Origin of the sequence: Rugamonas sp. DEMB1 (assembly GCF_029834475.1) — a bacterium.
Lineage (GTDB): Bacteria > Pseudomonadota > Gammaproteobacteria > Burkholderiales > Burkholderiaceae_D > Rugamonas > Rugamonas rubra.
Genome location: NZ_CP122407.1, coordinates 5,773,099 through 5,785,492, shown reverse-complemented (window position 1 = coordinate 5,785,492; position 12,394 = coordinate 5,773,099). Strand labels below are relative to the sequence as shown.

Genomic DNA, 12,394 nt, shown 5'->3' with positions numbered 1-12,394 from the left:
TCCAGGTCATGTCGATCCTGTCCCTGGTATTCAAAGTACTTTTGCGCGTGAGGCCAAGCATGGTGTATGAACGTATCAAGCAACAAATGATGGACACTCTGCCCTTCGTGCGCCTGCTGGGGATCAAGATCGACGAGATCGGCGCCGGCACCTCCAAGGTGTCGATGCCGGAAGGCCCCAAGCTGAATAACCACCTGGGCACGCAGCACGCCGGGGGCTGTTCACCCTGGCCGAAACGGCCTCGGGCGCGGCCATGGCGGGCGGCTTCGCCGAGCTGATCCTGGGCCTGCGCCCGGTCGCCAAGGAATCGCGCATCCAGTACCAGAAGGTGGCCAAGGGCGCCACCCGCGCCGAAGGGCGCGTGCCGGGCGACCTGGCCGCGCTGAAGGCCGAGCTCAAGGAGCAGGGCAAGGTGGCCTTCCCGGTCGAGGTCGACATTTTCGACGCGGCCGGCACGCTGGCCGCCCAGGTGCAGGTGGACTGGTACTTGTCCGAGAAGCGCGCCTGATTCCCCGGCGCGCCCGCCACGGCGCATTCCCCTAGGTTACGCAGCAATTCGACAGAACTTCGACAGAACTTCGATCAAAAATTTTTGAAAGAATAAAATGAGCAAACAACTTCAAGACGCATACATCGTCTCCGCCACCCGCACCCCGATCGGCAAGGCGCCGCGCGGCATGTTCAAGACCACCCGCCCGGACGACCTGCTGGTGCGCGTATTGCAATCGGCCATGGCGCAGGCGCCGGGCCTGGACCCGTCGCTGATCACCGACGCCATCATCGGCTGCTCCTTCCCGGAAGCCGAACAGGGCTTCAACATCGCCCGCCAATCGGTGCTGCTGGCCGGCCTGCCGAAGACCATCGGCGGCGTCACCGTCAACCGCTACTGCGCCTCGGGCATCACCGCCATCGCCATGGCCGCTGACCGCATCCGCGTCGGCGAAGCCGACGCGATGATCGCCGGCGGCGTCGAATCGATGTCGATGGTGCCGATGATGGGCCACCACCCATCGATGAACCTGAACATGTTCACCGACGAAAACGTCGGCATGGCCTACGGCATGGGTCTGACCGCGGAAAAAGTCGCACAGCAATGGAAAGTCTCGCGCGAAGCGCAGGACGCCTTCGCCGTCGAATCGCACCGCCGCGCCATCGCCGCGCAACAGGCCGGTTTCTTCAAGGCCGAGACCACCCCGGTCGAGATCATCACCCGCACGCCGAACCTGGCCACCGGCCAGATCGACATCAAGACCCGCACCGTCGACACCGACGAGGGCGCGCGCGCCGATTCGACCGTCGAATCGCTGGGCAAGCTCAAGCCGGTGTTCGCCGCCAAGGGCTCGGTCACCGCCGCCAACAGCTCGCAGATGTCGGACGGCGCCGGCGCGCTGCTGATCGTCTCCGAGAAATTCCTGCGCGAGCACAACCTGACCCCGCTGGCCAAGTTCTCCTCGTTCGCCGTCAAGGGCGTGCCACCGGAAATCATGGGCATCGGTCCCAAGTTCGCCATCCCGGAAGCCTGCAAGCAGGCCGGCATCACCCAGGACCAGCTGGACTGGATCGAGCTGAACGAAGCCTTCGCCGCGCAAGCGCTGGCGGTGATCGGCGACCTGGGCCTGGACCCATCGAAGGTCAACCCGATGGGCGGCGCGATCGCCCTGGGCCACCCGCTGGGCGCGACCGGCGCGATCCGTGCCGCCACCGTGATCCACGCTCTGCACCGCAACAACCTGAAGTACGGCATGGTCACCATGTGCGTCGGCGCGGGCATGGGCGCGGCGGGGATCTTCGAGCGCGTATAAATCGGCTATAGTGTAGAAAAACACAAGGGCGCTGCGGAAATTTCCCGGCGCCCTTTCCTTATTTTGGCGCGCATTGCAGCGCAGACGGAGACAAGATGGACATTTTGAGCAGCAAGGCCGACGGCATCCTGACGATCGAATTCAACCGCCCGGACCGCAAGAACGCGATCACCTCGGCGATGTACCAGAGCATGGCCGAGGCCATCGTCGACGGCGAGCAGGACGGCGCCGTGCGCGCCATCCTGATCATCGGCAAGTCGGAGATCTTCACCGCCGGCAACGACCTGGACGACTTCATGAAGAGCTCGCGGCCGCAGGACGGCGTGGCCATCGAGGACCGCCCGGTGTACCGCTTCATGCTGGCGCTGAGCGGCGCCAAGAAGCCGGTGGTGGCGGCGGTGGCCGGCGCGGCGGTGGGCATCGGCACCACGCTGCTGATGCACTGCGACCTGGTCTACGCGGCCGACAACGCCAAGTTCTCGATGCCCTTCGTGCAACTGGGCCTGTGCCCCGAGTTCGCCTCCAGCCTGCTGCTGGCGCAGATCGCCGGCTACCCGCGCGCGGCCGAGAAGCTGATGCTGGGCGAGGCCTTCCTGGCGCAGGAGGCGCTGGACATGGGCCTGGTGTCGAAGGTGCTGCCGATCGACGAACTGCTGCCCTTCGCGCTGCGCCAGGCGGCCAAGCTGGTGGCCCTGCCGGCCAGCTCGGTGCGCGCCACCAAGCAACTGATGAAGGCCGGCCGCAACGGCGCCATCAGCCAGCAGATGGTCGACGAGAACAAGTTCTTCGGCGCCATGCTGGCCGCGCCCGAGGCCAAGGAAGCCTTCACCGCCTTCTTCGAGAAGCGCAAGCCGGATTTTTCCAAGTTCGCCTGAGGGGCGGCAGCGGTATGTCAACCCTTCGCGTAAAGTGACGCGGATGTTGGGGGGGGGGGGGGCGACAGTGGGCATGCAGGCGTCCTCAACCGCCGTGCATGCGTTTGTACCGCACGGCCCCATTTTTCCGGCCGGTTCAGCCGGGCCCTGCGCCGCTCCGTCCGCTTCCCCCGAACCGGCGTCCGCCGCTTCTTGGGCGGCTTTGGCCTCCCTCTCAATGCAGTCGAAAACTTTCTCGGGGACGCGAGCGGCAAACTGCTTGCGGCGTTTTTTCGACAGTACCCCGCCGTTATCCAAGCAGCAGCGGATCAGCGCGGCCAGCTCGCTGCCGCGCACGTCGAATGCCGCGTCGACGGCCCGCGCGATACGATCATACCGTGCGATAAATTCGGTTTCCTGGCGTAACTCGATTTCCAGCGCCTGCTCGGCCATCCGGTAGCCGAATTCCACACTTGGCGTCGCATCCCAGTAACGGTAGATTGCCGGCGTCCCTTGGAAGGTGAAGTCGTATTGTCCTTCGTCGATCCAGCGCACACCCCAGCGCTCGCGCACTTGCCGCGAGTACTGTTGCAAGGTCGTCAGGTAGTCGGCCTCATGGCGTTTCATCGCGACCGACACGGGCAGGAGCAAGCCCTTTTCCAACTGGCCCGATTGGCAGAGGGCGTGGTGGAACAGGAACCTGGAGAGGCGACCGTTGCCGTCCATGAACGGGTGGATGAAGACAAAACCGAAGGCGATCACCGATGCCGCGACGATGGGATCGACCACCTTGGGCGCCGTCGCAGCAAGTGCCGTGAGTTCGCTCATCAGCTCGCGCGCGAGCCCGGGCGGCGGTGGCAGATAGGTCACCGCAAGGGCGCCTCGGCCCGGCCCGGCAAGCCAGTTCTGCTCCGAGCGGAAGGCGGCCGCGCGGTTGTAGGGATTGCTGAGGGCCGCGTTCTGCAGCTCGACCAGGTACTCCTCGCTGAGCGCTCGGGGCTCGTGCGCTTGGCGCAAGAGATCGACGAAGGCGCGCGCCTTGTCCTCCGATGGCACCTCCCGTTCGATCGCGAAGGAGGAGTCCGTTTCGTGTAGATACGCCCAAGCTAGCGCACGGTCCATCAGGCCGGCACCCAACGACGCAATGAATTGTTTGGTACGGTTCAGGATGTTCGATTCGATGGCGGTCTGGATCGCGGCCGTACGCCGCACTGTGGCACAGTATCGAATGGAGCCGATGCCGTTGAACAAGACGCGCCAGCGGGCGTTGCGCACAACGGGGCCGGTCACGTAGCGCTCGGGGTCGAACAGGGGGTGCGCCGGTCCTCCGATGCTTGGGATGGGGGCCAGTAGGCGGCCGCTGAACTCTTCCCATAGGTAGCAGGCAAGACGAATGTAGGCCCCGGACGGCGAATTATTGAGTTCAGCGATCATGTCCTCGGCCGAGATTCTGGGCAGCGCGTCGGCCAGCACCTGCAAATTGGTCCCCTCATGTTTTAATGCGAAGAGCACATGCGACAGGGGATCGATGCCAGCCGGTGCAACTTGGCGCGGTACCGCCAAGGTGTTGCCCGAGTCCTCGACCCGAGTAACCGGCCGGATATATGCGGGCCGGACGGGCGGGAAGGCCGCGAGCTGCAAGGATGTACGAAGAAATTCGTAGCCGATGGCCATCATTTTTTTTACACCCGATTGAGAAAATCTGTATTTTTTTGAGTTTAGCGCGGATTTTCTTACGGCTTCGACCTTTTTCTTACGAACTACTCGGCCGGAACGGCGGAATGATGAGTGCAGAACGCTTTCTGCTTGGGCCGCGTCCGTAAAGTGCGTGCTCGTTCACATCGAGCCGCGACAACGTTGAATATTGGTGAGAAAGTGTGGGCTCGATCGTATTTTGGTGGAAAATATCTCAACAATGCTAATTTGATTACCGCGCCGGCCAGCGGCGGCGCACGGCATCGAGCCACCTACACACGAAGAGGAAGTCCCATGGCAGAATCGGCCGCAGCAGGCGGCGCCCAAGCGGCGCTGCGCACGATGGACAAGGTGATCGTCGCCATCCACGGCGTCGGCAGCCAGCAGCGCAGCGAGACCATACGCCGCGTCACCACCCAGTTCAGCGCCCACTCCAAGCCGCGCGTGGCGCTGATGCCGCTCGGCTTCTTCTACGTCGACAAGGTCGGCCAGGTCAAGGTCAGCCAGCTCGACGTGCCGGCCGGCGACACGCTCGATAAGATCGGCTTCGCCGAGGTGTTCTGGGCCGACATCCCGAAAAAGGTCGACAAGGACAGCGACACGCTGGAGGAGATCAAGGCCTGGGGCCGCACCGTGGTCAGCCGCGCCGAGGCGGCCTACGGCAAGGTCGACGCCGCCGCGCCCCGGCTCGACCAGGCCGACTTCCAGCTCGGCGCCGCCGTGGTCGAGGAGATCGTCGAGACCGTGGCGGTGCTGGAGAACCTGCTGTTCCTCGCCGACAAGATGGGCCTGTTCAAGTTCGACCTGGCGCCGGTGCTGCGCGAGTACGTCGGCGACGTGCAGGTGGTGGCCGAGTTCCGCTTCTTCCGCGAGCGCATCGTCTACCGCTTCCACAAGGCCATGCACGACGTCATCCAGGCCTGCCAGGGCGCGCCCGAGGTCTACGTGGTGGCGCACAGCGAGGGCACGGTGGTGGCCCTGCTGGCGATGCTGGAGGCGCTGTCGAGCGCGCAGGCGAGCCAGGTGGCCGACCCGGACGACCCGACCAACGAGGACAAGGTGGTCTCGACCGACTGGATCCTGGCGCTGCGCGGCTTCATGACGATCGGCTCGCCGATCGACAAGCATCTGGTGCTGTGGCCGCAGATGTGGAGCGGGCTCAATCCCGCCGCGCGCCGGCTGGAGCACAAGATCAAATGGCGCAACTACTACGACCACGGCGACCCGATCGGCTTCAAGCTCGACACCGCCAAGACCTACCTCGACAAGACCGGCTGCCAGGCCTTCGATTTCGCCTCCGACCCCGAGCGCGACGACTTCGGCTTCAGCCGCTACTGGCTGCCCGGCAAGGCGCACAAGGACTACTGGACCGACAACGCGGTGTTCGACCACTTCATCCGCAGCGTGGTGCTGGGCGAGGAGGTCAAGGACAAGCCGCGGGGCAGGGCGCTGGTGGGCGCGGTCAGCACGGCGCTGCCGTATCTGCTCAGCGCGGCGCTGCACCTGGCGGCGGTGTTCCTGCTGTTCAAGGCGTTGTTGATCTATCTGGAGGGGGTTCCCGCCCTCGCCCTCGAGCTGATCCTGCTGCTCACCCGCACGGTGTTCTGCCTGGGCGGCCTGCTGCTCGGCGTGACCGTTGTCGCGCGCGTGCCCCGGCTGGTCAACCGCTGGTGGAAGTGGTTGTGGCTGCCCGTGCTGTTCGGCCTGGCGATGGCCGGCCTGTACTGGCTGTGGCTGCCCGAGCCGGTCGCCTTGGCGCTGGCAACCATTGTCCAGATGCTGCTGCAACTGCTGTTGCCGGCCGCCGCCTACGCGGCGCTGCCGCCGCCCGGCGACGCGGTGGTGTTCGGCAAGGGTGTTCTGCTGGGCATCGCGGCCCTGCTGGCCTGCTCCGGCTGGGTGCTCACGCGCAACCGCCGGCGCGGCCGGCGCGCGCTGGTGGCGGCGGGCGCGGTGGCGGTGCTGCTGCTGGTGGTGCTACAGATCGTCGCGACGGACCGCCAAGACCCGCAGCCGGTGTGGCCGCTGGTGCTGGCCGGCGCCGCCTTCCTCTACCTGTGGTGGCTGGGCATCCTGGTGTTCGATCTGGCGTTCATCTGGCACCGCTACATCCGCCAGTCGGTCGCGGCGGAGACCCTGCACCACTGGTATCGGCGGATGGAGGCCGTGCCGAAGACGCTGCGGCAGATTTTGATGCCGGCAACGACAGACCGGGCCGCCGCGCCTAGCGCAAGGGACGGGGGTTGAGCTGGTTCATCAGCGCGACATGCCTTGCCGTCACCTGCTTGAACTCGTCCGAAATGCGCCGCTCGTCGAACACCGCCTGCCAGAAGTCCTGGGTCATCGCGAAGCAGAGTTCGAGATGGCCGAGTTCGAGCTTGCGCACCGAGGCGGCGGCCCATTCGCGCGGCACCACCTCGCCGTGCTGGTTCGGCCGGTACAGCATCGGCAGCATGTCGTAACAGGGCAGCAGGCGGAGCGGCCCCTTGAGCGCCCAGGCGGCGGCGATATTGCCGTGGTGCCGGTCGGTGTTGCCGATCAGCGCGCCGAACAGGTCGAGGATCTCCACCGTGCGCCGGTCGGCCGGCGACAGCAGGTTTTGCCGCCCCAGTTCCCTGGCGGCGGCGCTCCAGCTTTGCTCGAGCATGCCCAGCTCGCCGTCCATGGCGGCGAAGGTGAGCATCGGCAGCCTGCCGTTCCTGCCGCTGCGGTCGAAGCGCACCACCTCGAGGAAGACGCGTTGCTCGGCCTCGACGAGGCTGGTCGTGGCTGCGGCGATGCCGTGCCGGCGCAGCGTGTCGAGGGCGAGATGCTCGCAGACCAGCAGGTCGCCCCAGCGCCGGCCGCCGGCGCTGTCGGTGCGCGGCGAGAACTTGACGATGACGTGTTCGATCCGCCCGTCGTCCCGTGCGACGGTCTGGGTGAACTTGGGTTGCTCGCCGCCGGCGGACGAGCCCGGCGGGTCGCCCTGCATGGCTTGCTCGGCGAGACGGGGATAGCGCGCCCGCCGCCGCGCCGCGGCCAGCACCGCGTTCTCCCCGTCCGGCGCAGGCGCGAGCAAGCGCGCATACGACTCGTTGCCGACGACGATGTCGCCGGGCGCGTGCTCGCTGCGCCTGCTCAGGTACTTGAGCACATGCTCGTCGCTCCAACGCAGTATGTCGTCGGGCAAATCCAGATCCTTGTTCTTCGCCGGCTCCAGGCGGCCCAGGAAGCCTTGCGGGCGCAAATCGCGCAGGAAGTAGGGCATGCCCTGGAAGAGCAGGTAGTCGTGCCCCGTCGGAAAGGTCAGCGCGTAGCAACCACCTTCCAGCAGCTCCAGCTGCCCCAGCGGCGCGGCCCGTCCGTCCGCCGCGACGCGGAACAGCGGCAGCGGCGAGGGGACGCCGGGGATCTGCCGCCGCAGCGCGTAGCGCCGCCGCCGGGTCGCGCCGAGGGCGACGCCGTTCTGCACGCCGCTCCAGAGGCGGGAAAAAGTGGCTTGGCTGATCCTCAGGTCGGCCAGCAAGCCGGCCGTCTCCCTTGGCCCCTCCTTGAGCAGGCGCTGCAGTTCGATCAAGTTGTCTTGGCGTGCCATGGGGAGTTGAATGAATAGAAATCGGAGTGCCAATTCTACTGCGGATTACCTTTAGGTAAAGCATCTAATTACCAAAAGGTAGAGGAAATGAATGGAAATATGAATAGAAATGTGAATAGAAATGTGAATAGAAAACTGGATGGAAAATCCGGCAGCGGAGGGCGGCGCGGATTTCCGGCCGCGCAAGGCCACGGTTTTCGTCTATAATGAGAATGGTTCTCATTTTCATTTGAAATCTCCGCATGGCCGCCTTGTCCGACCCCGTCCCGTCCTATCCGCTGGAATCCCTGTACAGCGAGCACAGCAGCTGGCTGCGGCAGTGGTTGCGCGCCCGGCTGGGCAACGCCTGGGACGCCGCCGACCTGGCCCACGACACCTATGTGCGCATCCTGCACGCCGGCACCCGGCCGTCGGCCGAGGACTCGCGCCGCTATCTGCGGCAGGTGGCCAAGGGCCTGATGATCGACCTGTTGCGCCGTCGCCAGCTGGAGGCGGCCTATCTGGAGCCTTCGCTTTCGTGCCGGCGGAGCAGGCGCCGTCGGCCGAGGCGCGCGCGCTGGCGCTGGAGGCGCTGGTCGAGCTGGACGCCATCCTCAGCACGCTGCCGCCCAAGGCGCGCCGGGCGCTGCTGCTGTGCAAGCTGGACGGACTGAGCTACCGCGACATCGCCGCCGAGCTGGCCGTTTCCGTCTCGTCGGTGGAGAAGTACATCGCCGCCGGCCTGCTGGCCTGCTACAGCGCGCTCTACCACGACGGCCGTTGACGCCATGCGCCACAGCGAACCGACCGAGCCAGCCGCCCCCCTTGCCATCGACGCCGCCATGGTGCGCCAGGCCGTGCAGTGGATGGCGCGCTTGTGGTCGGACAGCGTCAGCGAGGCCGACCGCGCCGGCTGCGCCCGGTGGCGCGCGCAACGGCCCGAGCATGAGGAGGCTTGGCAACGTCTGCAACTGATGGAGGAGAAGTTCGCCGCCGTGCCGGACCCGGCCGCGCGCGCCGCGCTGCGTGGCATGCCGCGCCAGCCGGCGGCGGGGCGGCGCCAGGCCTTGCGCGTGCTGGGCCTGGGCATCGCCGTCGGCGGCGCCTGGCAGCTGGCCGGCCAGAGCGAGCCGTGGCAGTGGGCCACGGCCGACTACCGCAGCGCGCGCGGCGAGATCCGCCGCGTCGAGTTGGCGGACGGCAGCGTCGTCGTGCTCAACACCGGCAGCGCCATCGACGTCGTCTTCAGCGGCGGCGAGCGGCGCGTCGTGCTGAAGGCCGGCGAGATCCTGGTGACGACGGCGCCGGACCCGGCCGCCGTCCATCGGCCCTTCGTGGTCCACAGCGGGCAGGGCGCGGTGCGCGCGCTGGGCACCGAGTTTGTCGTGCGCCAGATGGACGGGCGCAGCAGCGTCGCCGTGCTGCGCGGCGCCGTCGAGATCCGGCCGCGTGGCGCCGGCGCGGCCGCCGCCACGCGGCTGGACGCCGGCAGCCGGAGCGAGTTTTCCGTCGACCAGGTTGACGCGCCGCAGCCGGCCGGCGACAACAGCGGCGCCTGGTCGCGCGGCGTGCTGGTGGCCGAGCGGATGCGGCTGGACCAGCTGCTGGCCGAGCTGGGCCGCTACCGCGCCGGCATCGTGCGCTGCGATCCCACCGTCGCCGGGCTGAGGGTCAGCGGCGTCTACTCGCTACGCGACACCGACCGGGCGTTGCAGAGCCTGGCCGCCGGCCTGCCGCTCCAGCTGTCCTACCGCACCCGCTACTGGGTCAACGTCGCGCCGCGCCGGGGTGCTTGAGGCCGCCGCAAAAATAGTCTGCCCGTCGATTGAGGGTTTCGCCTGTTCGTTCGGAAAGCTTAGGGACAGACATCACACTCCGCACACGAAAGGGCACCATGGAGCAGCGCACCGCAGCATCAATTTCCACCCGTACACAACAGGGCTTGCGGCCCACCGCCATCGCCGGCGCGGCCAGGACGCTGCTGTGCCTGGGCCTGACGTCGGGCCTGGCGCTGGCGGCCGGCGGCCCCGCCCACGCCCAGGGCGCCGCCACGCCGGCCGGCCGGACGCCGGCGTCGGCACAGGCGCAGACGCCGGCACCAACAGCGGCGCAGCCACGCCATAGCTTCAAGCTGGCGCCGGCCTCGCTGGACCAGACCCTGAACCGTTTCGCCGGCGCCGCCGGCATCGAGCTGGCGGTCGACGCCGCGCTGACCGCCGGCAAGGCCAGTGCCGGCCTGAACGGCAGTTACACGGTGGCCGAAGGCTTTGCCGAGATCCTCAAGGGCCACGGCCTGCAGGCCGTGCGCGCCGCCAACGGCTACTACGCGCTGGAGCGCGTCGGCGCCGCCGGCGCGGCAGCTGCGGCCGGCGCCGCGCCGGCGCCGCTGCAAACCATGGCCAGCGTCACCATCACCGCCCAGCTTGAACGCAGCGCCACCACCGAGGGCAGCGGCGCCTACACGGCCAGCGTGGTCACCATCGGCCGGGGCGAGCAGGCGATGAAGGAGATTCCGCAGTCGCTCAGCGTGCTGACGCGCCAGCGCATGGACGACCAGGGCATCGGCGACCTGCGCACGGCCGCCAACAACGTCACCGGCGTGGTCGGCGCGCAGGGCGTCGGACCGGGCGTGGTGATCAGCGCGCGCGGCTTCCAGATCGACCAGTGGCAGTACGACGGCGTGCCGATGCCGCGCAACACCTACGCGCTGGGCAACTGGGCGAGCGAGGGCATGGCCTTCAACGACCGCATGGAGGTGCTGCGCGGCGCCGCCGGCCTGCTGCAGGGCACCGGCAGCCCGGGCGGCGCCGTCAACCTGGTGCGCAAGCGCGGCCAGGCCGAGCGCAGCGTCGCCCTCAGCGCCCGGGCCGGCTCGTGGGACCGCTACGGCCTGCAGCTCGACGCCGGCGGTCCGCTGAACGCCGAGGGCACGCTGCGCGGCCGTGTCGTGCTTGACGAGGAGCGCGGCCACTCCTTCGTCGATTCGGTGTGGAGCCGCAACCACGCCGCCTACGCCGCGCTGGACTTCGACCTGGGCCGCGACACCACCGTCGGCGTCGGCCTGAGCCGGGTCAGCGGCAAGGCCCGGCCGATGCTGATCGGCCTGCCGCGCTATGCCGGCGGCGGCGACCTCGGCCTGCCCCGTTCGACCTACACCGGCGCCGACTGGAACCAAGCCGACAGCGAGCAGACCAATCTGTTCCTCGACCTGGGCCACCGCTTCAACGACAAGTGGTCGTTCAAGTTCGCCGCCATCGGCATGAACGAGCAGAACAGCTCGGCGCACCAGCGCATGGCCGGCGTGCCGGCGGCCGACGGCGGCGGCGTCAACTTCGGCGACTTCGCCGTCGACTTCGACAGCCGCAAGCTCGGCGTCGACAGCTATCTGCGCGGCAGCTTCGAGGCGCTGGCGCTGGAGCACACGGTGATGGTCGGCGCCAACTACTCGCGCTACCAGTCGACCGACAAGTACGCGCGCAGTTGGAGCGGGGGCGGCAACATCTTCCACATCGACCACCAGCGGCCGTGGCAGAACGTGGCCAGCATCGCCGCCAAGGGCGGCGCCCACCCGAGCAGCTACGCGATCTACCAGAAGGCCTGTACGGCACCTGGAGCGCCAAGCTGGCGGCGCCGTTGACGGCGGTGCTGGGCGGCCGCTTCAGCTGGTACGACGAGCTGTACGCCACGCCGGGCAGCGAGACGCGCAAACAGGTCGATAGCAAGTTCACCTCGTACGCCGGGCTGGTCTACGCGCTCGACGCGCGCTGGAACGCCTACGCCAGCTACGCCGACGTGTTCGAGCCGCAATCGGAGCGCACGGCGGCCGGCGCCGGACTGGACCCGATCAGCGGCAAGAACTACGAGCTGGGCCTCAAGGGCGAGTTGCTCGACGGCCGCGTCAACGCCTCCGCCGCCGTGTTCCGCTACGAGCACAGCGGCCGCGCCGTGCAGGACCTGGCCGCCGGCTACGCCTGCGACGGCTGGTACTGCTCGCGCGCCTCGGGCAAGGTGCGCAGCCAGGGCGCCGAGGCCGAGCTCAGCGGCGCGCTGGCGCGCCGTCTGCAACTGTTCGCCGGCTACGCCTACACCACCACCAAGTTCCTCTCCGACCCGGTCAACCAGGACATGGTGTTCAGCACCTGGGCGCCCAAACACATGCTGCGCCTGTGGGCCGACTACCAGCTGCCGCTGGCGCAGGACAAGCTCAGCGTCGGCGCCGGCCTGAGCACGCAGAGCAACACGCTGGCCTTCGACCGCTCGTTCAAGGTGGCCGGCTTCACCACCTGGAACGCGCGCCTGGGCTACCGCTTCTCGCCGCAGCTGGCGCTGGCGCTGAACGTCAACAACCTGTTCGACCAGCGCTACTACGTGCCGGCCTACAGCATGGCGAGCGGCAACAACTACTACGGCGAGCCGCGCAATGTCATGTTGACATTGAAATTCACACCCAAGCTGTAAGCGGCCGACAGCGGCCGCGCCGCCGACGC

General features: G+C 67.7%; 7 protein-coding genes and 3 pseudogenes. 8 read left to right on the top strand and 2 right to left on the bottom strand.

Annotated features, from left to right (window positions below):
- Nucleotides 1-8: 8 nt before the first annotated feature.
- The 3 genes and pseudogenes from QC826_RS26625 to QC826_RS26615 all read left to right on the top strand — a co-directional run bounded on the left by QC826_RS26625 (nucleotide 9) and on the right by QC826_RS26615 (nucleotide 2,677).
- Nucleotides 9-508: pseudogene (locus QC826_RS26625) on the top strand (PaaI family thioesterase).
- 97 nt (nucleotides 509-605) lie between these two features.
- Nucleotides 606-1,802, top strand: coding sequence for an acetyl-CoA C-acyltransferase (locus tag QC826_RS26620; protein ID WP_279763164.1), 1,197 nt, complete (start codon nucleotides 606-608; stop codon nucleotides 1,800-1,802).
- Between the two features lie 95 nt (nucleotides 1,803-1,897).
- The gene (locus tag QC826_RS26615) at nucleotides 1,898-2,677 is read left to right on the top strand and encodes an enoyl-CoA hydratase (RefSeq protein ID WP_279763163.1); all 780 of its coding nucleotides are present in this window, start codon (nucleotides 1,898-1,900) and stop codon (nucleotides 2,675-2,677) included.
- 717 nt (nucleotides 2,678-3,394) lie between these two features.
- Here QC826_RS26615 and QC826_RS26610 read toward each other — a convergent pair.
- Nucleotides 3,395-3,778, bottom strand: a pseudogene (locus QC826_RS26610) (cell filamentation protein Fic); the annotation flags it as partial.
- Nucleotides 3,779-4,645: 867 nt separating this feature from the next.
- On the opposite strand from QC826_RS26610, the gene QC826_RS26605 reads away from it, so the two are divergent.
- Complete coding sequence (locus tag QC826_RS26605; RefSeq protein WP_279763162.1) at nucleotides 4,646-6,598, top strand: MFS transporter; 1,953 nt, start codon at nucleotides 4,646-4,648, stop codon at nucleotides 6,596-6,598.
- On the opposite strand, the gene yjjJ is transcribed toward QC826_RS26605, so the two are convergent.
- Nucleotides 6,576-7,928: a type II toxin-antitoxin system HipA family toxin YjjJ gene (yjjJ, locus tag QC826_RS26600; RefSeq protein WP_279763161.1), complete on the bottom strand. Its 1,353-nt coding sequence runs from the start codon at nucleotides 7,926-7,928 to the stop codon at nucleotides 6,576-6,578. The genes QC826_RS26605 and yjjJ overlap by 23 nt on opposite strands.
- Nucleotides 7,929-8,170: 242 nt before the next feature.
- Between yjjJ and QC826_RS26595 the strand changes: the two are divergent.
- The 4 genes and pseudogenes from QC826_RS26595 (at nucleotide 8,171) to QC826_RS26580 (ending at nucleotide 12,365) form a co-directional block, all read left to right on the top strand.
- A pseudogene (locus tag QC826_RS26595) lies at nucleotides 8,171-8,691 on the top strand (sigma-70 family RNA polymerase sigma factor).
- A gap of 4 nt (nucleotides 8,692-8,695) precedes the next feature.
- Complete coding sequence (locus QC826_RS26590; protein ID WP_279763160.1) at nucleotides 8,696-9,703, top strand: FecR domain-containing protein; 1,008 nt, start codon at nucleotides 8,696-8,698, stop codon at nucleotides 9,701-9,703.
- A 98-nt stretch (nucleotides 9,704-9,801) separates the two neighbouring features.
- Nucleotides 9,802-11,544, top strand: coding sequence for a TonB-dependent receptor (locus QC826_RS26585; RefSeq protein WP_279763159.1), 1,743 nt, complete (start codon nucleotides 9,802-9,804; stop codon nucleotides 11,542-11,544).
- A complete protein-coding gene (locus tag QC826_RS26580; RefSeq protein WP_279763158.1) occupies nucleotides 11,433-12,365 on the top strand; it encodes a TonB-dependent siderophore receptor in 933 nt (310 codons plus the stop codon). Before QC826_RS26585 ends, QC826_RS26580 begins: the two co-directional genes overlap by 112 nt.
- Nucleotides 12,366-12,394 lie beyond the last annotated feature (29 nt).

Coding starts and splice junctions, on each gene's coding strand:
- QC826_RS26620 (WP_279763164.1), top strand. CDS start 606: ATGAGCAAACAACTTCAAGACGCATACATCGTCTCCGCCACCCGCACC.
- QC826_RS26615 (WP_279763163.1), top strand. CDS start 1,898: ATGGACATTTTGAGCAGCAAGGCCGACGGCATCCTGACGATCGAATTC.
- QC826_RS26605 (WP_279763162.1), top strand. CDS start 4,646: ATGGCAGAATCGGCCGCAGCAGGCGGCGCCCAAGCGGCGCTGCGCACG.
- yjjJ (WP_279763161.1), bottom strand. CDS start 7,928: ATGGCACGCCAAGACAACTTGATCGAACTGCAGCGCCTGCTCAAGGAG.
- QC826_RS26590 (WP_279763160.1), top strand. CDS start 8,696: ATGCGCCACAGCGAACCGACCGAGCCAGCCGCCCCCCTTGCCATCGAC.
- QC826_RS26585 (WP_279763159.1), top strand. CDS start 9,802: ATGGAGCAGCGCACCGCAGCATCAATTTCCACCCGTACACAACAGGGC.